Here is a 23,360-nt window from a genome sequence, read left to right on the forward strand (position 1 = left end):
CCGTGGGCCTGGCTTGACGTTGCTTACAGCGAATCGATGAAGCTGCGCAGCTTGTCCGAGCGCGAGGGGTGCTTGAGCTTGCGCAGCGCCTTGGCTTCTATCTGGCGGATGCGCTCGCGCGTCACGTCAAACTGCTTGCCCACTTCTTCCAGCGTGTGGTCGCTGGTCATCTCGATACCGAAGCGCATGCGCAGCACCTTGGCTTCGCGCGGCGTGAGGCCATCAAGGATGTCCTTGACCACGTCGCGCAGGCCGGCCTGCATGGCGGCTTCGATGGGGGCGGTGTTGGCGCCGTCCTCGATGAAGTCGCCCAGGTGGCTGTCGTCGTCGTCACCGATGGGCGTTTCCATCGAGATCGGCTCCTTGGCGATCTTCATGATCTTGCGGATCTTGTCTTCCGGGATCTCCATCTTGGCGGCCAGGATGGACGCGTCGGGCTCAAAGCCAAACTCCTGCAGGTGCTGGCGGCTGATGCGGTTCATCTTGTTGATCGTCTCGATCATGTGCACCGGGATACGGATGGTGCGCGCCTGGTCGGCAATGCTCCTTGTGATGGCCTGGCGGATCCACCACGTTGCATAGGTCGAGAACTTGTAGCCGCGGCGGTATTCGAACTTGTCCACCGCCTTCATCAGGCCGATGTTGCCTTCCTGGATCAGGTCCAGGAACTGCAGGCCGCGGTTGGTGTACTTCTTGGCAATGGAGATCACGAGGCGCAGATTGGCCTCGATCATTTCCTTCTTGGCATCGCGCGAGGTGGCTTCGCCCTCGTTCATGCGCTTGTTGATGTCCTTGAGCTCGGCCAGGGGCACCACCACGCGCGCCTGCAGGTCGGTCAGCTTTTGCTGCAGTTCCTGGATGGGCGGGATGTTGCGCGCCATCACCGTGCTCCAGGGCTTGCCGGCGGCGGCCTGCTTCTCGACCCATTTCTGGTTGAGCAGGTTGGGCGGAAATTCCTTGATGAAGGTTTCCTGGGGCATGCCGCACTTGTCCACGATGATGCGGCGCAGCTCGCGCTCTTTCTTGCGCACGTCGTCCACCTGGCCGCGCACCATGTCGCACAGCTTCTCGATGGTCTTGGCGGTGAAGCGGATGGTCATCAGCTCGGCCGACAGGGCTTGCTGGGCCTTCACGTACGCAGGGGTGCCGTAGCCTTCCTTGTCGTACACCTTGTGCACTTTTTCAAACAGCTCGCGCAGCTTGTCAAAGCGCTCCAGCGCCTGCTTCTTGAGTTCTTCGAGCTTCTTGGTCAGGGCCTTGCTGCCGCCCTTGCCGTCGTCATCGTCAGCTTCGTCGAACTCGTCAAAGTCTTCTTCGGCCACATAGTCGTCGGCCTCGTTGGGGTTGGAGAAGCCGTCGACGATGGTCGAGATGACAACCTTGCCTTCGCGGATGTCCTCGCCCATGTTCAGGATCTCGGCGATGGTGGCGGGCGATGCGCTGATCGCCTCCATCATGGCCATCAGGCCGCCTTCAATCCGCTTGGCGATCTCGATTTCGCCTTCGCGCGTCAGCAGCTCCACGGTGCCCATTTCGCGCATGTACATGCGCACGGGGTCGGTGGTGCGGCCGAATTCCGAGTCCACGGTGGACAGTGCGGCTTCGGCGGCTTCTTCGGCTTCTTCCTCGGTGGCGCCAGCGGGGGCGTTGTCCGTGATGATCAGCGCTTCGGCATCAGGTGTTTGCTCATACACCGCCACGCCCAGGTCGTTCAGGGTGGTGATGACGGCTTCAAGGGTTTCGGCATCGACCAGCTTGTCGGGCAGGTGGTCGTTGATTTCAACGTGCGTGAGGTAGCCGCGGGTCTTGCCCAGCTTGATCAGGGCCTTCAGGCGCTGGCGGCGCTTTTGCATGTCTTCTTCGGACAGGACGGTCTCGTCCAGGCCGAATTCCTTCATCAAGGCCCGTTCCTTGGCCTTGCTGATCTTCATGCGCAGGGGCTTGACCTTCTCGACCGTGGCCGCCACCTCGGTGGTTTCCTCGACTTCGCCTTCCAGGTCGGCTTCGATGTCCGACAGATCGGCATCGTCAGAGCTCACGTCATCGCCGGCGGCTGCCTTGGGCTTGCGGCCGCGCTTGGCAGGCACCTTGGCTTCGCCAGTGGCGGAAGCGGCCTTGGCCGGACGGCCAGGCTTTTTCTTCGGGGCTTCTTCTTCGTCAGACACAGCAACTGCCTTGGCACGGGCAGGCTTTTTCTTCAGCAATTCATCGGCAGCTTTGGTCAGCTCGGCAGAACTTTTCACGGACACGGTTTTGACTTTCTTGGCTGCTGCAGCGGGCGCAGGCGCGGCCTTCTTGGGCGCGGCCTTGGCGGGGGCCTTGGCAGCAGGGGTGGACACAGCCTTGGCGGCGGTTCCCGGGGTTGACTTGAGTGGCTTCGCGGACTTTTGAGCGGGCATGGGCAACCTCAGAATCAAAAACGGACACAAAGAAAACGCAAGCGCCTTGGGTCCCGGCGCGGGTGGCGACGCGAAGCTGAACAACGGGCTTCGCGCTTTGAGGAGAGGTCCTCAGGGGCAAGATGTCTGGGCGAACATTTGGTGTGCAGTCCTTGCGATGGTTGGGCTCTGTGTGCGCGTGTGTCACGGTGGCCCGGCTCGGAGGTGCTGCTGTCGCTCTTGCCGATAACTAACCTTACATTATACCGCGCGGGGTGATTTCAAGTGGTCTTCGACAGGTTCTTGTCTAGTCCATCGCGCAACGTGGCGCGCAAAACCGTGCGTTTTTGTTCCATGGCGCGGTAACGGTCGAGCGCGGTGGGGTCCTGCTCGGCCTGCAGCACCAGCACCTTTTGCTGCTCTTCAATGGCCTCGATCTGCATGCGGCACAGCAGGTCGCGCAGCTCGCGGCGCAGCTCGGCCAGGTCGCCCTCGGTCTGGGCGTGCGAGCCGGTCATCATCTTCACGGCAAATGCCTCGCACTCGTGGTCACGCAGGCTTTCGCGGAGCACGGCCCAGGCCAGGGGGCCGTGCTCGTGGAACTGCGCTTCCAGCCAGGCAAACAGCGTGCCGTGGGGCGCGGGCTGCGCGCACAGGGCATCGTGGTCGTCGTGGGTCAGGTCCTCCAGAAACGCCATGTGCGACAGCAGCAGGCGCGCGGCATGGTCGGCGCGGCTCACGGCCGGGGTGCGTGGCAGGCGCGGCTGCGGCGGCCAGGGGGCGTCGCGGTCCTTCTTTTTCCAGTTGCCGCCGCTGCCTTTCCAGTCGGAGCTTTTGCGAAACGGCGGCTTGCCGTAGGCGGCGTAGGCGCCGTAGCCCCCCGCGGGCTCGGGCTGCCAGTGGCTGGATGGAGCCCCCATGTCGGGCGGGATGTCGCCCCAGTCGGGCGGGCCATCCTGCATGGCGCCACTGCCGGTCGGTGCCGTGCTGTACTGCTGTGTGGGCCGTTGCCCCATGCTCGCTGCCGGCTGCTGCGGCACGCGCGGTGCCTCGCGTGCGGCGGCCTGGCCCCACAGGTCGGACAGGTCTTGCGCCTTGAGCTGGGTGAGCTGGGCCAGCTCGCCCAGCAGCTGGCGCTTGAGCGCGCCGTCGGGCAGGGTTGTCCACAGGGTGCGCGCCTGGCTGGCCATGCGGGCACGGCCTTCGGCGGTGGCCAGGTCGCAGCCGTCGCTGGCGGCCTCGATGAGGAAGCGGCTCAGCGGCACGGCATCGCTCACATGGCGGGCAAACGCGTCGGTGCCGTGCTCGCGGATGAAGCTGTCGGGGTCGTGCTCGGCCGGCAGAAACAGAAACTTGATGCTGCGCGTGTCGCTGGCGTGGGGCAGGGCGCCGTCCAGTGCCTTGCGGGCGGCACGGCGACCAGCGGCGTCGCCGTCAAAGCTGAAGACCACCGACTCGGTAAAGCGCAGCAGCTTTTGTACATGGTCGGGCGTGCAGGCTGTGCCCAGCGTGGCCACCGCGTTGGGAAAACCCAGCTGCGCCAGCGCCACCACGTCCATGTAGCCCTCGGTCACCAGCGCATAGCCGGCTTCGCGGATGGCAGTGCGCGCCTCGAACAGGCCGTACAGCTCGCGCCCTTTGTGGAACACGGGCGTTTCGGGCGAGTTCAGGTACTTGGGTTTTTCGTCGCCCAGCACGCGGCCGCCAAAGCCGATGCACTCGCCCTTGACGTTGCGGATGGGGAACATCACGCGGTCGCGAAACCGGTCGTAGCGCTTGCCGCCGTCGTCCTCGCTCACGATCACCAGGCCGCTTTCTTCCAGCAGCGGGTCGTCGTAATGCGGGAACACGCTGGCCAGGCTGCGCCAGCCCTCGGGGGCGTAGCCCAGGCCGTAGCGCTTGGCCACGGTGCCCGACACGCCCCGAGCCTTGAAGTAGCCGATGGCCCGCTGCGATTCGCGCAGGTGGCGGCGGTAAGCGTCGGCCGCCTTCTCCAGCACATCGGTGAGCGTGGCCTGCTTCTGGCGGGCGGCGGCGGCGCGTTCCTTTTCCTGGGGCGAGATATCGTCGTCGGGCACCTGCAGTCCCACCTGCTGGGCCAGGTCCTGCACCGCCTCGACAAAGCCCATGCCCGCATGGTCCATCAGGAAGCCAATGGCGTTTCCGTTCTTTCCGCAACCGAAGCAGTGATAAAACTGCTTGGAGGGGCTGACGCTGAACGACGGTGACTTCTCCCCGTGGAAGGGGCACAGCCCCATGAAGTTGGCCCCGCCCTTCTTGAGCTGCACGTAGCGCCCGACGATCTCGACCACGTCGATGCGCGAGAGCAACTCTTGAATGAATGACTGGGGAATGGACACCGGCGTATTTTGGACCACTGCCGGCGCTTGCCGGGCGGGTGGAGCAAAAACCTGCGCAACTGCAAGCTGCGATGCATTGCGAGCCACAGGTGGCCCGTTCAGCACGCAGTCAGCCCCGGCCGTTGTAATGCCGCGCAACCCCGTTTTTCAGAGGACCAGTGCCATGACCTCCATGTACGACCAGAACCTGCCCCGCAACGCGGCCAACCATGCGCCGCTGTCGCCGCTGGGCTTCATCGAACGCACGGCCGAGGTCTACCCCGACCGCCTGGCCATCGTGCACGGCAGCCTGCGCCAGACCTGGGGGCAGACGTACACCCGCTGCCGCCAGCTGGCCAGCGCCCTTCAGCGCGCCGGCATCGGCAAGAACGACACCGTGGCCGTGATGCTGCCCAACACGCCCCCCATGGTCGAGGCGCACTTTGGCGTGCCCATGGCGGGCGCTGTGCTCAATGCGCTGAACACCCGGCTTGACCCGGAAACCATCGCCTTCATGCTCGACCATGGCGAGGCCAAGGCCGTGATCGTGGACCCTGAGTTCAGCGGCACCATGGCCAAGGCGCTGGCGCTGCGCCAGTCCACTGCACCCATCTTCATCGTGCAGGTGCACGACGACCTGTACGGCCCGCCCGCGCAGGCGCTGGACGCCACCGCATACGAGGACTTCGTGGCCAGCGGCGACCCGCAGTTTGCCTGGGAGCTGCCGGCCGATGAGTGGGACGCCATTGCCCTGAACTACACCAGCGGCACCACCGGCAACCCCAAGGGCGTCGTCTACCACCACCGCGGCGCGGCCAGCAATGCCATCAGCAACGTGCTGGAGTGGGACATGCCCAAGCACGCGGTGTATTTGTGGACGCTGCCGATGTTCCATTGCAACGGCTGGTGCTTCCCGTGGACGGTGGCGGCCCGTGCGGGCGTCAACGTGTGCCTGCGGCGCGTGGACGCGCAGGCCATCTTCGACGCCATCCGCCACCATGGCGTCACGCATTACTGCGGCGCGCCCATCGTGCATGGGCTGCTGGTCAATGCGCCGGCCGCCATGAAAGAGGGCGTGCCCGCGGGCGTGAAGGCCATGGTGGCGGGCGCCGCGCCACCCGCGTCCATGATCGAAGGCATGGAAAAGATGGGGTTCGACCTGACCCACGTGTACGGCCTGACCGAGGTGTACGGCCCCGCTACCGTGTGCGCCAAACACGAGGCGTGGGATGCGCTCGACATTGGCGAGCGTGCCCGCCTCAACGCCCGCCAGGGCGTGCGTTACCACCTGGAGCGCGACGTGCGCGTGCTCGACCCCGAAACCATGCAGCCCGTGCCGCAGGACGGCGAAACCATGGGCGAGATCATGTTCAAGGGCAACATCGCCATGAAGGGGTACCTGAAGAACCCCAAGGCCACCGAAGAGGCCTTTGCCGGCGGCTGGTTCCACAGCGGTGACCTGGCCGTGCAGTACCCTGACGGCTACATCAAGATCAAGGATCGCAGCAAGGACATCATCATCTCGGGCGGCGAGAACATCTCGTCCATCGAGGTGGAAGACGTGCTCTACCGCCACCCCGACGTCCTGGCCGCCGCCGTGGTCGCCAAGGCCGATGCCAAGTGGGGCGAGACGCCGTGCGCGTTTGTAGAGCTGAAGGCCGGCGCGCAGACCACGCCCGAAGACATCGTGGCGCACTGCAAGAAGCACCTGGCCGGCTTCAAGGTGCCGCGCGCCGTGGTGTTTGGCGAGCTGCCCAAGACCAGCACCGGCAAGATCCAGAAGTTCGAACTGCGCAAGCAGGCGGGGTCGGCCGCAGCCATTGATGTGTGAGAGGTTTGCGTGCCCGGCGGCCTGGCGCGGGTGCCCGCCCGTACACTCCTGGCCGATCGATTCGCTCTTGAGATGGTTTCGGTGCTTGGGACACTGCTGTGCTTTGTGCAGGCCCCCCCGGATCATCGCGCCACAGCTGTTGCCGGCATTCCTGAGCGGGCCAGCGGTCATGCCGGGGCGGTTGTCTTGTCTGCCGTGGCTGTGGACGCGGTTCTCGGGCTTGTGATCGCGGGAGTCGCTCGCGCCAGGTTTGGCGTGATCGCCACGCACGATCAATTCTTCATCTACCCTGCGAAGGTGCAGTGAGCCGCTCGCAAATTTTCGGAGTGTGCCTTGCTTATTGATTCACCCCAGTTCAGCCGCAGCCCCACATCAGGCCAATTCGCAAAGGGCGGCGCGTGGGAATCTGCGTGGAGTTTTTCGCCGGATGCGCTGCCCAGCGAGGACGCGGTCCGCGAGTATCTCGGCGGCAGTACCGAGGTGGCCTTCGAGGCGTTCTTTGGCCCCAGCTTCTTCGGTGCGCGCATGACCGGACAGCCGCGAGAGGTCGAGTGGTTTGCGCTGCAGTGCGTCCGGGCGATGCACGCCGACAGGTCGCCCCGATTTCTCACGGTGCTGTACGAGCATCTGCACTTGCCAAGGTGCCAGTCATCGGTGTCTTTTGCTGAACTGGGCTGTGTGAACGCCTGGCGTTCCATCGGAACCCTGCGCATTGAGAACCTGCCCGTTGCTTTGGCCGCGTTTGAGGACACCTGGAAAGCCGTCGAAAGCAGCGCAGCCTTTCAGGACACGCGCCATGACAAGGCCGTGGAGTTTGCTTTTGAGACGCCTTTTGCGCACTGGTTTGGGATGCCGGTGTCGATGCCCGAGGAAACCACGCGGGTGTCCAAGGACGTACTGCGCGATGTCCTGGGCAGGGCGGGCCTGTAGGCACAGGGTTGAGCCGGCCATGCTACTGACGCTTTGGATGCGGTTGCAGCCGGAGCCGTCAGCGATGGTTCCAATCTGCGGAGCGGTGTTGTAACCCACGAAGCGGGGCGCACCAAGTGCCGTGAACAGCCTCTGGTGCGCAATATTGGAGTCAAGTACGTCTGCGGGGCCGCTTCCGCTAAACGTGGCCCACGTCGCTCAGGGGCGTAGATCCTGCGCCGCCAGCCACGCCCGTACCGGCATCCCCAGCTTCTGCGCAAAAACGCGCGACAGCGCTGACGGGTTGGCGTAGCCCAGTTCCCCCGCAATCGACTTGAGCGAGCGCCCCGCGCGCAGGTGCGACTGCGCCAGCGTCAGCCGCCAGTGCGCCAGGTAGTCGGCGGGGGTGTCGCCCACGGCGGCCTTGAAGCGTGCGGCAAACGCGCTGCGCGACATGCCCGCCGTAGCCGCCATCTGCGCCAGGCTCCATGGCTGGCCCGGTGCGTCGTGCAGGGCTGTCAGCGCCCGGGCCAGTTGCGGGTCGGCCAGCCCGGTGAGCAGGCCCGGCGGCATCTGTGCCTGTTGCGGGTGGTCCAGCAGCCAGCGCAGCAGCTGCAGCAGCACCACCTCAAACAGCCGGTCGGCCAGCACGCGATGGCCGCAGCGCAGCCGGTCGGTCTCGGCAAACAGCAGGTCCAGTGACTGCTGAAGGCCCGGCACCGCATGCAGTGGCAGTACTACCAAGGCGGGTAGTGCGCGGGCCAGCGGGTGGCTGGCACCGCCGTCGAAGTCCAGCGCCGCGCAGGTGAAGTCGGAGCCCTCCGCAGGGGCGCTGTGAAAGTAGTGCTCCAGCGGGCGGGGATAAAAAAGTAGGCTGGGCTCGCACACTTCCAGCCGCTCCGGCGGGCCCGCGTGCGGCTGGTGCGTGACCACCATCTCGCCACGCCGCAGCACGTGCAAAAAGCCCCGGCCCGGCGCCGCCGCGTAGTGCGTGACCCCACACAGCGGGCCGCTGTGGAACAGGTGGGCGCGCACCCGAAACCGCTCCAGCAGCGACGAAAGCCGGTCGAAGCTGGCGGCGGCGCCATCGCGGGTTTGCGGGTCTGTCGCCGCCTTGGCTGCAGAGGAGGGCGGCGCAGCGGGTTCAGTCGGTGGGAGCATGATATGGACGATTGGGTATCAAACGTGGATTATTAATGACCAATGGTGCAACCGTAAAGCGGAAAGTTCAGCGGTGCCAGACAGCACAGCCGGCGCGGTCCAGGCCACCGGCACCTTGCGTTTATCTATTTGACCAACCTTGAAGGAATCACCATGTCCCACAGCAACACCCCCCGCGTAGCCCTTGTAGACCGAACCGCTGCCACCGGCCCGGCCCGCGCGCTGCTCGACCAGATCCAGGGCGCCTTCGGCACCATCCCGAACATGTTTCGCGCCGTGGCCCATTCGCCGGCTGCGCTGCAAAGCATGTGGAGCGCCTTTGGTGCGCTGGGCGGCGGAGTGATCGGCGCGGCACTGGGCGAGCAGATCGCCGTGGCCGTGGCCAACCGCAATGGATGCGATTACTGCCTGGCGGCGCATACCGCGCTGGGCCGCAAAGCCGGCGTCAGCGGCGAGGCCCTCGCAGCGGCGCAGCTGGGCGAGTCATCCGACCCACGCACCGCCTCCGCGCTGCGCTTCGCACTGAGGCTGGTCGAGGCGCGCGGCCAGGTGAGCGCAAACGACGTGCAGGCGCTGCGCGCAGAGGGCTTTACCGATGAGTACATCGTCGAGATCGTGGCGCATGTGGCGCTGAACCTGTTCACAAACTACGTGAACGTAGCGCTGACGGTGCCAGTGGACTTCCCGGGTGTGGCGCTGAGGGCTGCGCGCTGAAGGCGCTGCGCTCGCCTGAGCGGCGCAGGCGCCACGGCCCGTCCGCGTAGCGGCTGCTTGACCCCGGGCAGGGGATGCGTGGCGGGCGTGATCTCCCCGATGGCTTCGCTTGGCAGAAGCCATCCGCATCAGCGCGTCATGATGGAAAAGTCGCGCGCCGGCTTGTCCAGCAGGGCCATCAGTTTGGCCACGGCCTCGGCATCGCCCTCGATGCGCAAGACGCCCGATGTGACCAACTCCTGCGCCGAGGCCTGCCCGTTGACCAGTCGCAGGAAGGCCGGCTTGTTGAGCACCAGCGTGGCGGCCGGTGCTTGCGGCGGCATGCCGCGGCGGTGGTGGAGCACGGCGTTGTCGACCCACAGGCTGTGTGTCTCGTCCACGTCGGGCAGGCGCAGCGCTACGGCCAGGCGCACCCCGTCGGCGCGCGGGCCGTTGAGCGAAGCGGCCATGGCATCGAGGAATTGCGGGACGGGCGTCTGCATGAGCATGTCGGCCAGCGCACCGCGCGCGGCGGATGGGCGGGCGGCGACACCGTGGCGCAGTTCCTGCGCACCAGTCAGGTAGAAGTTGCGCCAGGGCGCGGATTCGGCGGCATAGCCCAGCTGCTCGAAGCTGCGCGCCATGAGGTTGCTGGCGGCCGCGTTCTTGCCGTCGGCCAGCAGCACGTGGCGCAGCAGCTCGGCCGCCCAGCGGTAGTCGCCCGCGTCGTGGGCCTGGCGTGCGGCGGCCACGGCCTTGTCCGTGCCACCAGCCAGCGCCACGTAGCGGCGTGCGGCCTCCACCGGGGGCAGCGGGTCCAGCGTGGCGGGGTGCGCGTCAAACCAGCCCAGGTAGAACTGCGCCACGGCGCGCACGTTGTGCCTGACGGTGCCGTAGTACCCGCGCGACGCCCACTGCGCGGCGAGCGTGGACGGCAGTTGCACCGTCTCGGCGATTTCGCCCGGTGTCAGGCCGGCGTTGAGCAGGCGCACCGTCTGGTCGTGCAGGTAGCGATAGGTGTCGCGCTGCGTGGTCATGAAGGTGTCGATGCGTTCGCGGCCCCACACGGGCCAGCCGTGCTGCAGGAACACGACATCGGCCCGGCCGGCATGCTCGATGGCGCTGTCGATGTAGCGCGACCATGCCAGCGCGTCGCGCACTTTCGCGCCGCGTAGGGTGTACAGGTTGTGCATCGTCTGCGAGACCAGTTCGGCCGCGCCAAAGGCACGCAGGTCGGGCAGCTCGAAGGTCATCTCGGCCGGTGCTTCGGATCCCGGAACATTGTGGAACACGAAGCGAACGCCATCGATGTCCAGCGACTGCACGGGCTGGTCGATGAGCACGGTGGGCGGCAGGATGCCGATGCGCCCGGTTGCCACGGCCATGCCCAGGCCGTTGTCCACCACGCCGCGCGCATCGCGCGGTAAATGGCTGCCGTACATGAAGCTGGCGCGGCGCGACATGGCCGGGCCCAGCAGGATGTTCTCGCTGGTGGCTTCCTCCATGAAGCCCACAGGCGCCACGATGGGCACGCCGCGCGCTTTTGCGTCCTGTGCGGTCAGCACACCCAGGGCGCCACCAAAGTGATCGACATGGCTGTGTGTGAACACCAGGCCCGACACGGGCTGTGCACCCAGGTGCTGGCGGGCGAACGCGAGCGCGGCGGCCGCGGTCTCCTGCGTGGTGAGCGGGTCCACCACGATCCAGCCGGTGCGCCCCTGGATGAGCGTGAGGTTGGCCAGGTCGAACCCCCGCAACTGCCAGATGCCCTCACGCACCCGGTACAGGCCGGGCGTCTGGTTCAGGCGCGCCTGCCGCCACAGGCTGGGGTGTACCGTGGCGGGTGCGTCGCCCTGCGCAAACTGCAGTGCGTCAAAGTCCCACACCACCTGGCCCTGGGCATTGCGCACCTGGCCACTGGGTGCGGCGATCAGGCCGCGACGCGCGTCCTCGAAGCTCTCGGGGGCGTTCACGTCCAGGGTGCCCAGGCTGGCAGCTTGGCGGGCACGGGTGACAGCCGTGGCGTCCTGGCGGGCATCGGCTGCGTGGGACGCAGGGGCCAGGCCCAGCAAGAGCGGCAGGGCGATCGCCGCCCACGTTGGAAGGGTTCGCATGGGAGATATCTCTATGTTAAGAGTCAAAACAGCACCAGGCGCTTGCGGTGAAAGCGCTAGCAGCTATCAAAATTGACGTGATGGTGGTGCCTGCCCGCAGGCTGATACAGGCAGGCGCTGGCCAGGGCGCCCCTTACATGGGTTCGAGCTTGATGCGCTTCATCATGCCTTCGGTGAAGCTGATTTCCTTGACGAACGCGCGCGTGAACGTGTCGCTGTCCTGCAGGTGAACCATGCCGCCTTGCTCCTCGAGTGCCGCCACTACGGCGGGCTGGCGCAGGGCGGATTCGAACGCGGTGCGCACGCGCGAAACGATGGCATCGGGCGTACCTGCAGGCACGGATACGCCGCCCCAGGAGGTCAGCTCCACGCCGGGCAGGCCCGCCTCGGCCAGCGTGGGCACGTTGGGCAGCTTGGGGTTGCGCGCCGGCCCGGTCACGGCCAGCGGGCGCAGCTTGTCAGCCATGATGTTCGAGTAGGCCACAGCCGTGATGGGAGCGCCAAACGTGACCTGCTGGCCCAGCACCGCGTTGACGATTTCAGACGCACCCTTGTACGGCACATGCGTGGCCTGTGCATGGCTGACGCTGAGCATCATCTCCACCCCCAGGTGCGAGGGCGTGCCGACGCCGCCCGACGCGTAGTCCAGCTTGCCAGGTTGCGCACGCATGCGCGCCAGCAGATCCGCAAGGTTGCGAATGTCGCTCTGTGCGTTGACGACGACGACCGTGTCGGAACTGGTCAGCCCGATCACATGGCGAAAGTCCTTGAGGGCGTCGTAGCCAGGCTGGCGGTACATGCGCATGCTGGCCGCCATGGGTGACCCGGCGTAGACCCAGGTGTAGCCATCGGGCGCCGCCTTGGCCGCCTGGCGTGCGCCCAGGTTGCCGCCAGCGCCGCCCTTGTTGTCGATGACCACAGGCTGGCCCAGCTCCTTGGAGACCGCCTCGGCCATGATGCGCGCCGTGGTGTCAGGCCCCGTGCCGGCCAGGTAGGGAACGACCCATTTGATGGGCCGTACCGGCCACGCATCGGCGGCCAGGGCAGGGGCCGCGGTCAGCAGCGGAAGCAGGCCTGCGGCCAGCAGGGTGCGGCGGCGCAGAGATGGGGTGCAGTGGTGTGTCATGTCTTGTCTCCTGGTAATTGTCTTTTAGGTATGCGGTCTTGATGGCTCTTAAGCGCGTGCGGCCGTTCAGCCGCTCAGGGGGATGCCAGCAGTTCTTTGGCAATGGTGTTGCGCTGGATTTCGCTGGTGCCGGTCAGCACCCGGTACATGCGCAGCATGCGGAAGAGAAACTCCACGCGCCGTCCCTGCACGATGCCTTCGCCGCCGTGGATCTGAACGGCGCGGTCGGCAATGCGGAACGCGGCCTCCGAGCAAAACAGCTTGGCCATCGACGACTCGGCGCGCGGCTCGGCACCGGCGTCGATAGCGCGGGCCGTCGCCAGCATCAGCCCGCGTGCAGCGGCCCAGTCGGTCGCCATGTCGGCCAGCATGTGCTGGATGGCCTGGAACTGCCCAATGGCGCGGCCGAACTGGTGGCGCTGCTGGGCATAGTCCCGCGCATCGCGCAGCGCCACCTGGGCCAGGCCCAGCATGGCGGGGCAGTGCAGCAGGCGGTTCACGCTGATGCGGCCCAGCGCCAGCGCCAGGCCGCGCCCGGGCTCGCCGATCAGGTTGGCGGCGGGCACGCGCGCGCCTTCCAGCACGATGTTGCCGGTGCTCGTCTGCCCGGCCATGGTCTTGTAGTCAGATTCCACGCGCACCCCGGCCGCGTGCAGGTCCACAAAGAACGCGGTGACCTCGCGCTTTTTCGGATCAGGGTCGTCATGCGTGGCGGTGGAAGCCATCAGCACTGCGTAGTCGGCAAAGGGCGAGCCCGAGATGAATCGCTTGGTACCGGTGATGACGTAGTCGTCGCCGTCGCGCACGGCGCGCGTCTGCACGTTGCCCGCGTCCGATCCGGCCTCGGCCTCGGTCAGCGCAAAGCAGATGGCCATCTCGGCCCGGGCCACCGGCAGGATGAAGTGCTGCATCTGGTGCGGCGTGGCCATGCGCGCCAGCGCACCCACGCGCGGCGGGCCACTCAGCTCGCCGAACACATGCGGCGCGAAGGGCGAGCCGCTGGCGTAGATGGCTTCCTTCACCAGCACGTGGTCCAGCGTGGACAGGCCCAGGCCCCCCATCTTCTGCGGCAGCGTCATGCCGTAAAAGCCCAGCGCGTGCGAGCGCTTCCACACCTGCTGCAGCAGGGCCTTGTCGGGCGCGTGCTCATGGTCGATGCCGTGCTCGCGCGCCAGGGCGGCCAGCTCGCCGTACAGAAACTCGTTGATGCGCCCGATCAGCTCGGCCGCCTGGGGCGAACCCTCAAAAGGCATGCCGGGAAAAAGCGGCGCGGGGAGGGGCGATGTGATGTCGTTGTTCATGTCAGGATTCCTTGTCGTTGGCTGTGACAGCGGGCCGTGGAGACTGGCGCAGGCCCCGGCGAGAGACGCCGAGCAAGGGCCGCCCCGCAGCGATGGCGTCGTCCCCCTTCCCGCAGCGCGCAGCGCTAAGAGAGAAGGGGGAAGCGGCAAGCCGCTCAGGGGGATGCCCTCTAGTTCACCATCCGCCCACGCCCCTCCCAGTACGGGGCCTGCACGGCGCGGCGCATCACCTTGCCGTTGGGGTTCTTGGGCAGGGCGGAGACGAACTCGATGCGCCGGGGCCGCTTGAAGCCGCCCAGGTGCTGCACGCAGAACGCGTCGATGGCGGCGGTGGTGTCGGCACCGGCCGCGCGGCCGGGCTTGAGCACCACGTGCGCGGCCACGGCCTCGCCCCACTTGTCATCGGGCACGGCAAACACGCAGGCGTCTGCAATGGCCTCGTGCTGGTACAGCACTGCCTCCACCTCGGACGGGTACACGTTGAAGCCGCCGCTGATCACCATGTCCTTCTTGCGGTCCACGATGTAGACGTAGCCCTCGTCGTCCATGCGGGCCAGGTCCCCCGTGTGGTAGGCGCCATCCTTGAGCACCTCGGCCGTGAGCTCGGGGGCGCGCCAGTAGCCCGCAAAGATGTCGTCGCCACGCACCACGATTTCGCCGATCTCGCCGGTGGCCACGGGCTGGCCGTCGTCACCGAGGATCTGCACATCGCATTCCAGAAACGGACGTCCGCACGAGGCCAGCCGCTCTGGCCGCGCGGCGCGCGCAAACAGGTGGTCCTCCACCGACAGGCCACAAACGCCCGAGGTGGTCTCCCCTGCGCCGTAGCCCTGCTGCAGGATGGGGCCGAACACGTCCATGGCCTGAAGGATGCGCGCGGGCGCCATGGGGGCGGCGCCGTAGCCCAGGCGCAGCAGGTCGGGCAGGGGCCGGTACTGGCCTTCCAGCTCGGTCAGCAGCATGTTGATCATGGTGGGCACCATGAAGGTATGCGTCACGCGGTCGGCCCGCATGTCGGCAAGAAAGCGCGCGGGCTCGAAGCCGTTGAACAGCCGGATCGTGACGCCCTGGCACAGCGCAGGCACCATCTGCATGCCCGAGGCGTGGGTGATGGGCCCCACCAGCCCCAGGATGTGCCCGGGCTGCTGCCCGTCCGAGCGCGTGAGGAACTTGCGAAGCTGCGCGAGGCGGTTGCCAAAGGTCTGCATGGCCGCTTTGAGCACACCGGATGAGCCCGAGGTGTAGTGCAGCACGGCCACTTCGTCCTCATACACAGCCACCGGGGAAAACGTGTCGAGGGCACGGTCCAGAGCCGATTCATAGCCTGCGGAGCCTGCGTCGTCGGTGAGCAGCAGGCGCGGCACTGCATCGGGCATGCTCTGCGTCACATGCGGGCGGATGGCCTCTGCCCGGCCGGTGGTCGTCACGATCAGCGCGGCGCCACTGTTGTCCGCGATGGCACCGACTTCGGCGGGGGAGAGGCGTGCGTTGAACGGTGCCTTGACCAGCCCGGCCTTGTAGCAGGCGATCTCGATCTCGACGACTTCGACACAGTTGGGCAGGTAGATGCCCACGCGGTCACCGCGCGACAGACCCATGCCGAGCAGGGCGTTGGCCAGGCGGTTGGAGCGCTGCTCCAGCTCGGCGTAGGTGATGCTGCGCGCGGGGCTCTTGACGGCGATGCGGCGGGCATGGGCACGCGCGCTGCGGGCCACCAGGGCGCCGACGTTGGCGATCACGCGGGGGGGAATGGGTAGCGAGGTGGTAATGGCTGTCTCCTGGATCACCTGCCCCGTCGGGTGCGGGGCATGGGGTCACTGTTCCAGAAGACGGGGGTATCAGGGAAATACGGTTTGCTGATCGGCGCCTATCAATCGGATTGATGACTGACGCCAAGTGCCCAGCCTGGGGGGCTCGCCCTGGCGGAGCGGCTGGCGCGCGCCACCCGCCCGCATCAAGGGGATGGACTGGCGTCGGCGATCTCGGCGTCCCACCGGCCGGTGGCCACCAGGCGTTGCGTCACTTCGGCCAGGGTTTGCAAGACGGCATGCAGCACGCCGCTCCCGCCGGGGTCGCGGTCGCGATCGGGGGCTGTGGCCAGGGTGTACATGCGGGTCATCTGGGGGTTGACCACGCGGGCCACCAGCCAGTCCGGCCCCATGGCGGGTGTGTCGCCCATCGCGCAGGCCGGGGTGAAGGTGAAGCCCGCGCCGCAGGCGTAGAGGGACCGGATCACGCGGGCGGAGTCGTGCTCGTGCACGATGTTAAGCGGGGTGCCGCGTCGGGATGCGGCGTCCTCTACCTGCTGGCGGATGGAGTAGCGGCGTGACTGGAGCACGAGTGGCTGCGCCGCCGCCACGGCGAAGTCGATGTCAGGGCGGGCGCCAGAGCCCGCGGGCGGTGGCGTTTGGAGTAGCGCGTGCACGCGGCCATCCGGGTCGTGCCCACAGAAATACATGGATTCGTGAGCGAAGGGGCGGCATGCCAGCCCTTCGACCTGCGGCGTATCGACCAGAAGGCCGATGTCGGCACGCCGGTCGAGCATGGCCTTCCGGACCATGAGGCTGAGATCGTCGAGCACGAACACGCGGATGCGCGGATGGGTGTCCTTGAGGTGCGCGAGCAAGGGGCCCATGAGCAGCGACGACAGCAAAAACGGCACGGCAATGGTGACCGAGCCCTCCAGCCCATCAGGCAGGCGCCGGAACCGCTCGCGCATCGCCACCGCATCGCTCAGCAGGCGCCGCGCGTCCTGGTACAGCAGCACACCCGCTTGTGTGGGCGTCACGCCTGCGTGCGACCGCTCCAGCAACTGCGCGCCCAGCTCCGATTCCAGTTTCTTGATCTGGGCGGTGAGGGCAGGCTGCGCGATGTACAGACTGCCGGCCGCCCGCGAGAGGCTGCCGGCTTCGACCACGGCGATAAAGTAGCGCAGGCTTCTTAAATCCATGGCGCGACTTTAGCGGGCCGACCCCTGTTCGCGGCGGGCCCGCGCGAAAGCTGCAGCCCGCCAGGCAGTGGAACTGCTCAATCCCCCATCACCACGCCTTCACGCCGCGGGTCGGCCCCGCCCATCCACAGCTTCTTGCCGTGCGCATTGCCGCGCGTGATCGCCTGCAGGCCGCTGGTCATGGCCTGTTCGCGCACCTCGGCGCCGCGGGCGCGCAGGGCTTCGACGGTGGCGGGCGGGAAGCGCTTTTCTTCCAGCAGCGTGGGGCCGTTCATGGAGCCGAAGTTGGGCAGGTTGATCGCTTGCTGGGGCATCAGGCCCCAGTTGAAGACGCCGTACAGCGTCTTGGCGGTGTAGTGGATGATGGCCGCGCCGCCGGGGCTGCCACCGCTCATCAGCAGCTCGCCAGTGGCCTTGTCGAACACCAGCGTGGGGGCCATGGACGAGCGAGGACGCTTGCCGGGCTGTACGCGGTTGGCAATGGGCTGGCCCTGGGCGTCAGTGGGGGCGAAGCTGAAGTCGGTGAGCTCGTTGTTCAGCAGGAAGCCCTTGACCATTTGCCGCGCACCAAAGGCGTCCTCAATGGTGGTGGTCATGGCCACCGCATTGCCATATGCATCAACGATGCTGATGTGGCTGGTGCCGTACTCGGGCTGGTCGGGCATGGGGGCGTAGCTGGTCTTGACGGCGCCGGGGTTGCCGGGCTGGGCCACCTTCAGGCTCTGCGTGCCGATGAGCTTGGCGCGCTCGGCCAGGTAGGCGGGGGCCAGCAGGCTGGTCCAGCTGCCGCCCGGGGGCTGCACGAAGTCGGGGTCGGCCACGTACAGGCCCCGGTCGGCAAAGGCCAGGCGTGCGGCCTCGGTGTACAGGTGCAGCCAGTCAGCGCTGGGGATGCCGTCCTGCAAGGGCTTGGCGGCCGCGTCGGTGTTCTTCAGGATGCCCAGGATCTGACCGATAGCGATGGCGCCCGAGCTGGGGGGCGGGAAGCCGCACACACGGTAGTCCTTGGTCTGCACCTGGTAGTCGTGGCACAGGGCATCGCGCTTTTTGGGCTGGTAACCGGCCAGGTCGGCCATGCTGAGTTTGCCGGGGTTGATGGGATGCTTTTGCACCTTGTCGACGATGGCCTGGGCGATCTCGCCTTCGTGCAGGGCCTTGCTGCCTTCGGTGGCAATGCGGCGCAGCACGGCCGCCAGCTCGGCGTTGCGCAGGTTGAAGCCCACGTCGCGCGCGTCGCCATCGGGCTTGTAGAAGTAGGCGGCGGCCACCGGGTCCTTCTTGAGGTGGGCGTCGGCCTTGACCAGGGTGTGGAGCCGCGCACTGACCTTGAAGCCGCCTTCCGCCAGCGTGATGGCCGGCTGGAAGAGCGTGGCCCAGGGCAGCTTGCCGTGTTCCTTGTGGGCCAGCTCCAACATGCGCACAGTGCCGGGCACGCCCACCGAGCGGCCGCCCACCACGCCATCAATGAAGGGCATGGGCTTGCCGTCGGCGCCCATGAACAGTTTTTCATCGGTAGCAGCAGGTGCAGTCTCGCGCCCGTCGTAGGCCTGCACGGCCTTGCCGCTGCTGTGCAACAGGAAGGCGCCACCACCGATGCCGCTGGACTGCGGCTCCACCAGCGTCAGCACCATCTGCACGGCAATGGCCGCATCCACTGCCGAGCCGCCGGCCTTGAGGATCTGGTAGCCGGCATCGGTGGCCAGCGGGTTGGCGGCAGCCACGGCAAACGTTTCAGTGGCCCAGCCCGGCTTTTCGGTGTAGCCCGACGAGCCCTCGGGCTGGGCCGGCACGGTGTAGGCAAACGGTGCCGTGGCGGGGGCGCTGGCGCAGCCGGCCAGCACGGCCGCGATGGCCAGCACGACCGGGGCGGTCATGCGCAGGGAAGTGGTGGGCAGGTGGGGGTTGTTCTTCGGCATGGGGAGGTCTCCTTCAATGGCGGAAGCGGTCATCGTAAGCGGGGCTGGGTTGGCGGCCGGGCGAGTTACACCAACATACAGGGCACGGTTTTTGGATCTTTTTGGATCTTTTCAGGTGTTTTTGGCCTGAGGTCCGGGTATTGATTGCCCTGGTTGCTATTTAAATGATAGCAATAGATGTGGATCAGGCAGCCACGGGGCCTGCGTGGCCGTCTTCCACCACGAAGCGCGCCTGGGTGTTCACGCCACTGCCGGCGCGCAGCGGATCGTCCACCACGCGCAGGGTGGTGGTCCAGCGGGCGGGGGTGATGTCGGCCAGGCCATATCCACGCTGGTCGGGCCGCGCCAGCAGCACATGGGGGTTCAGGCGGGCAATGGCGTCGACCTTGTCCTGCGTGGTGCCCGCGCGGGAGCTGATGGAAGTGCCACAGAACTCGCTGGCCAGCACCGGCGAGCCAGCGCGCAGTGGCTCGGCCTGCACGCGGCAGACGTAGTTCTGGTGGATGTCGCCGCCCAGCAGCACCGTGTTGCGCGGCGCATGGGCCGCGACCGACTGCAGCATGCGTGCGCGGGCGGCGGGGTAGCCGTCCCAGCTGTCGGTGGGGACGAGGCCCGAGGGGTACTGGCGGGCCGAGAACAGCGTCTGCTGCGCGATCACGCTCCAGCGCGTGGCATCGGTGGTGCGCGCATCCGCGGCCAGGCCGGCATCAAGCCAGCGCTCCTGCGCGGTGCCCAGCAGTGTGCGTGCCGGGTCGGCCAGCGTAGGGCAGTCTGCGGGGCGCACTGCTCCTGCGCCTGTGGTGTCCGGCTGGCGGCAGGCCTGCCAGCTGCGGTACTGGCGTGCATCCAGCAGGTGGATGTGCGCTAGCCGGCCCCAGCGCAGGCGGCGGTACACCTGCAGGGTGTTCCACGCCGGGCCGCCTGCGGCGCTGGCCAGCGAGGCCGTACGCAACGGCATGTTTTCGTAAAACGCCTGCCACCCGGCGCTGCGCAGCGCGCCAAAGGTGGCAGGGTCGCTGGCGCGCTCTGCGTCGGCGGCGTAGTCGTTTTGCACTTCGTGGTCGTCCCATGTCACCGCCCAGGGGCAGGCAGCGTGGGCCGCCTGGAGGTGCGGGTCGCTCTTGTGCAATGCGTAGCGGTCGCGGTAGTCGGCCAGCGTGCTGGCGTGGCGCAGGCTGTGCGTGCGGGCAAGGCCCTCGGTGTTGCGCGGGGTGGCGTATTCGTAGATGTAGTCGCCCAGAAACAGGACCAGGTCGGGCTCATCCGCTACCAGGTGCCGCCACGCGGCATAGTGCCCGTGCTCCCAGCGCTGGCAAGACGCGAACGCCACCCGGAGTTTCTGGGTGAGGACATCGGCAGTCGGCGAAGTGCGCGTGCGCCCGGTGGCGCTCACGGCATCGCCCAGCATGAAGCGGTAGTGGTACCAGCGGTCGGGCGCCAGGCCCGCCACCTCCACATGCACACTGTGCCCAAGGCCAGGGCTGGCGGTGGCCTGGCCTTTCTGCACGATCTGCGCAAATCGCGCGTCGTGCGCCAGCTCCCAACGCACGGTGTGCGGGGTCTGCATCTGCGCCGGGTCGGCCAGCAGCAGCCGCGTCCACAGCACCACGCTATCGGGGGCCGGGTCGCCACTGGCCACGCCCAGTGCAAACGGGTTGGATTGCAGCGCGGGCGGGTTGCTCCACGCCCAGCGGGGCAGGGCGGCTGCAGTTGCGGCCCAAGCTGCGCGCTGGAGAAAGGACCGTCTTTGCGCCGGGGTCATCGTGGGAGGTCGCTGCCGGGCACGGCGGTCAAAACCGGCGCGGCACAGGCGCGCGGCCGCCGCGCAAGGGCCGCCCCGCCGCGCTGGCGGCGTCCCCCTCGGGGGAAGGCGCCGCAGGCGACTCAGGGGGGCTTCTGGTCATGCAGCCGTGACCCGATTCTTCCCCGAGCGCTTGGCCAGGTACATGCCCTGGTCGGCCCGGCGTATCGCATCGCTGCTGTCTTCGCTGTCGTGGATCTGGGCGACCCCGGCACTGAACGTGATCAGCACTTTTTCGGCGCCCTGCAGGAAGAACTTTGTGGTCAGCTCGCGCTGCAATCGCGTCATGGCTGCCACGCCGCTTTCCACCGTGGTGTCGGGCAGCACCAGCACGAATTCCTCGCCGCCGTAGCGGGCCAGCAGGTCTTGCGGGCGCATGACCGAACGTGTCACCTCTGCCAGGTGCTGCAGGGCCGCGTCGCCACCGGCATGACCCAAGCGGTCGTTGATGGTCTTGAAGTTGTCCACGTCGAGCAGTGCCACGCACAGCGGCGAGCCCAGGCGGCGGGCGCGGGCGATCTCGCGCTCCATGGCTTCGTCCAGCCCCTTGCGGTTGAGCGAGCCGGTGAGCGGGTCGTGCCGGGCCTGGGCGCTGGCGCGGTCCAGCTCTTGCTGCAGGCGTTCCACTTCGGCGCGCTTGAGTTCGGTGCGCTCGCGCAGGTCGCTCAGTTCTTCGTTCGCCACCCGGCTGTCGAGCGCCATGGCGCGCGTGGCGCCCATCACTTCCTGCAGAACGGGGGCAATCTCCTCCAGTGAGCTGGCCTTGCCGATGAGTTCGGCGCAGCGCTCCATGGTGCCCTGGTAGGTGGTGCTCGAGGCCGTGATGCGGGCCAGGCGCTCGATGAACGCGGCCAGCATTTCCTTCATCTGCTCTTGCGCCTCGACGGTGCGGGCCTTGGCCTCTGTCTGCTTGAAGATCACGTCCTTGAGGCGGCGCTGTACGTCGTCGAGCCGACGCAGCGTGAGTGGCGGGGTCGAGGCTGCCATCAACGCTTCGGCCTGGCCCAGCAGCCAGCGGTCTTCAGCGCTGAGCACTGCAATGTTCTCGAACACCATCTGCAGCAGCTGCAACAGGCTGGCGCGGATGGCGGCCTGCTCTTCGGTGGCAAACGACAGCCGGTAGGCAAAGTTGCCCAGCATGAGCTGTGCCGTGCTGATGGGCGGTGACGGGTCCTTGAGGAAGGTGATGAGCTGCTGCGCCATGTCGATGACGCGGGGATCGTCTTCGCCCAGGGCAGGCAGCGTGTTGTCGATCACGCGGGCGAGGGTCTGGGCAAACTCTTCCGGGATCACGCCAGCGGGCTGCGTCGTGCCTTCGGCCGCCTTGTCTGCAGCGGCTCCGGCCGCGGGGTTCAATCCCAGGTTGGCATAGCCGACCAGCACGCTCTGCAGGGCGGACCAGTCCTTTTGATTGACGGCGCGTTCAAACTGGCCGAGCAACCGCTTCTGGGCGGGTGTCTGCCCGGGCAGGATGCGCAGGATGTGGTGCAGCGGGCCGTCGGGGAACGGCTGGGCGCTGCGGGTACCTGCGATTTCGTCGTAGATCGCCAGATAGTTGTCGGGCGTAGGCGGCAAGCGGCGCGCAGCCAGTTGCTTCAATGTCTCGCGGGCGATTTCGGAAGGTGGTCGGTCGGCCATGTGCAGACAGCAAGATCGGAGCGAAAACGCGAGTGTGACACAGCGTTACGCACCGTGCGGCGCGGGTTGGCCCGGGGGGCACGCAGGCCTGCAGAGGGTGTGGGCGCCCTGCAAGCCGCGCACTGTCGGTCAGTTCACCATCACTAATTTGCCCATCACCCCGCGCGATCCCATGTGGGCATAGGCCGCCGGCAGCTCGGCCATGGGCATGGTGCGGTCGATCACGGGCTTGATCTTGCCCTGGGCATACCACCGGGCCAGCTCGGCCATCATGGCGGCGTTGGCGTTGGGTTCGCGCTTGGCAAAGTCGCCCCAGAACACGCCCACGATGGACGCGCCCTTGAGCAATGCCAGATTGAACGGCAGGGCGGGGATGGGGCCCGAAGCAAAGCCCACCACCAGGTAGCGGCCGCGCCAGGCAATGGAGCGGAAGGCTGGCTCGGCAAAGTCACCGCCCACCGGGTCATAGATCACGTCGGGGCCCTTGCCGTCGGTCAGGGCCTTGATGGCTTCGCGCAGGTTTTCCTTCGAATAATTGATGACTGCGTCGGCGCCGATGGAGGTGCACAGCGCGCATTTTTCGTCGCTGGAGGCGGCGGCAATCACCCGCGCGCCCATGGCTTTGGCAATCTGGATGGCGGCTGTTCCTACGCCGCCCGCTGCGCCCAGCACCAGCACTGTCTCGCCCGCCTTGAGCTGCGCCCGGTCGACCAGCGCGTGGTGGGAGGTGGCGTAGATCATGATGAATGCGGCCGCATCCACATGCGAGAAGCCTTCTGGCAAAGGCATGCACAGCGCAGCAGGCGCAAGGGTGTGCGTGCCAAAACCGCCCGTGCCCGACAGGCAGGCGACGTTCTGGCCCACCTGCAGGTGCTTGACGCCTTCGCCCACGGCAACCACCACGCCCGCATATTCGGAGCCGGGCACAAACGGCAGCGGCGGCTTCATCTGGTACTTGTTCTGTACGATCAGCAGGTCGGGGAAGTTCAGGCTGGCGGCCTTGATCTCGATAAGCACTTCGCCGGCCTTCGGGGTCGGGGTGGGCAGTTCTGTCCAGTTGAGTGCGTCGACACCCGTAGGGTCTGTGCAAAGCCAAGCGTGCATGGAAAAAGTCTCCTGTCTGTGGTGGTCGGCATGATAGGCGCGGCCCTCCGGCAGGCAATGTCCCACGGGCGACGACTGCGGCAGGGCGCACCTACAATC

At 67.1% G+C, this 23,360-nt stretch carries 16 protein-coding genes; 4 read left to right on the plus strand and 12 right to left on the minus strand.

Annotation, left to right across the window (positions count from 1 at the left end; genetic code table 11):
- Positions 1-23: 23 nt before the first annotated feature.
- Positions 24-2,399, minus strand: coding sequence for an RNA polymerase sigma factor RpoD (gene rpoD, locus ACTPOI_RS08790; protein ID WP_440108200.1), 2,376 nt, complete (start codon positions 2,397-2,399; stop codon positions 24-26).
- 260 nt (positions 2,400-2,659) lie between these two features.
- Positions 2,660-4,738 (minus strand): DNA primase, encoded by a 2,079-nt coding sequence (dnaG, locus tag ACTPOI_RS08795; protein ID WP_440108201.1) that lies wholly within the window; start codon positions 4,736-4,738, stop codon positions 2,660-2,662.
- A 163-nt stretch (positions 4,739-4,901) separates the two neighbouring features.
- On the opposite strand from dnaG, the gene ACTPOI_RS08800 reads away from it, so the two are divergent.
- The 3 genes from ACTPOI_RS08800 to ACTPOI_RS08810 are packed head-to-tail and all read left to right on the plus strand — an operon-like array spanning position 4,902 to position 7,478.
- The gene (locus ACTPOI_RS08800; RefSeq protein WP_440108202.1) at positions 4,902-6,548 is read left to right on the plus strand and encodes an acyl-CoA synthetase; all 1,647 of its coding nucleotides are present in this window, start codon (positions 4,902-4,904) and stop codon (positions 6,546-6,548) included.
- Positions 6,549-6,557: 9 nt separating this feature from the next.
- Positions 6,558-6,854, plus strand: a complete 297-nt coding sequence (locus tag ACTPOI_RS08805; RefSeq protein WP_440108203.1) for a hypothetical protein — start codon at positions 6,558-6,560, stop codon at positions 6,852-6,854.
- Between the two features lie 27 nt (positions 6,855-6,881).
- Complete coding sequence (locus tag ACTPOI_RS08810) at positions 6,882-7,478, plus strand: hypothetical protein (protein ID WP_440108204.1); 597 nt, start codon at positions 6,882-6,884, stop codon at positions 7,476-7,478.
- Between the two features lie 198 nt (positions 7,479-7,676).
- Here the strand turns inward: ACTPOI_RS08810 and ACTPOI_RS08815 are convergent, their stop codons facing one another.
- Entirely contained in the window at positions 7,677-8,618 is a 942-nt protein-coding gene (locus ACTPOI_RS08815; protein WP_440108205.1) for a cupin domain-containing protein, read from the minus strand.
- A 153-nt stretch (positions 8,619-8,771) separates the two neighbouring features.
- On the opposite strand from ACTPOI_RS08815, the gene ACTPOI_RS08820 reads away from it, so the two are divergent.
- Entirely contained in the window at positions 8,772-9,332 is a 561-nt protein-coding gene (locus ACTPOI_RS08820; RefSeq protein WP_440108206.1) for a carboxymuconolactone decarboxylase family protein, read from the plus strand.
- A 128-nt stretch (positions 9,333-9,460) separates the two neighbouring features.
- Here ACTPOI_RS08820 and ACTPOI_RS08825 read toward each other — a convergent pair whose 3' ends face one another.
- The 9 genes from ACTPOI_RS08825 to ACTPOI_RS08865 all read right to left on the minus strand — a co-directional run bounded on the left by ACTPOI_RS08825 (position 9,461) and on the right by ACTPOI_RS08865 (position 23,261).
- Positions 9,461-11,425 carry an alkyl/aryl-sulfatase gene (locus tag ACTPOI_RS08825; protein ID WP_440108208.1) on the minus strand — a complete coding sequence of 655 codons (1,965 nt, stop codon included), beginning with the start codon at positions 11,423-11,425 and terminating at the stop codon, positions 9,461-9,463.
- A 133-nt stretch (positions 11,426-11,558) separates the two neighbouring features.
- On the minus strand, positions 11,559-12,551 hold the full coding sequence (locus ACTPOI_RS08830; RefSeq protein ID WP_440108209.1) for a tripartite tricarboxylate transporter substrate binding protein: 993 nt from the start codon (positions 12,549-12,551) through the stop codon (positions 11,559-11,561).
- A gap of 74 nt (positions 12,552-12,625) precedes the next feature.
- Complete coding sequence (locus tag ACTPOI_RS08835) at positions 12,626-13,852, minus strand: acyl-CoA dehydrogenase family protein (protein WP_440108210.1); 1,227 nt, start codon at positions 13,850-13,852, stop codon at positions 12,626-12,628.
- A 170-nt stretch (positions 13,853-14,022) separates the two neighbouring features.
- Positions 14,023-15,636, minus strand: coding sequence for an AMP-binding protein (locus ACTPOI_RS08840; protein ID WP_440108298.1), 1,614 nt, complete (start codon positions 15,634-15,636; stop codon positions 14,023-14,025).
- A 170-nt stretch (positions 15,637-15,806) separates the two neighbouring features.
- The gene (locus tag ACTPOI_RS08845) at positions 15,807-16,802 is read right to left on the minus strand and encodes a LysR family transcriptional regulator (RefSeq protein WP_440108211.1); all 996 of its coding nucleotides are present in this window, start codon (positions 16,800-16,802) and stop codon (positions 15,807-15,809) included.
- A 77-nt stretch (positions 16,803-16,879) separates the two neighbouring features.
- The gene (locus ACTPOI_RS08850; RefSeq protein ID WP_440108212.1) at positions 16,880-18,718 is read right to left on the minus strand and encodes a gamma-glutamyltransferase family protein; all 1,839 of its coding nucleotides are present in this window, start codon (positions 18,716-18,718) and stop codon (positions 16,880-16,882) included.
- A gap of 184 nt (positions 18,719-18,902) precedes the next feature.
- Positions 18,903-20,480 (minus strand): alkaline phosphatase D family protein, encoded by a 1,578-nt coding sequence (locus tag ACTPOI_RS08855; RefSeq protein WP_440108213.1) that lies wholly within the window; start codon positions 20,478-20,480, stop codon positions 18,903-18,905.
- Between the two features lie 138 nt (positions 20,481-20,618).
- A complete protein-coding gene (locus ACTPOI_RS08860) occupies positions 20,619-22,157 on the minus strand; it encodes a GGDEF domain-containing protein (protein WP_440108214.1) in 1,539 nt (512 codons plus the stop codon).
- 129 nt (positions 22,158-22,286) lie between these two features.
- Entirely contained in the window at positions 22,287-23,261 is a 975-nt protein-coding gene (locus tag ACTPOI_RS08865; protein ID WP_440108215.1) for an NADPH:quinone oxidoreductase family protein, read from the minus strand.
- Positions 23,262-23,360: the final 99 nt, after the last annotated feature.

This window comes from Acidovorax sp. BL-A-41-H1 (genome assembly GCF_051942715.1).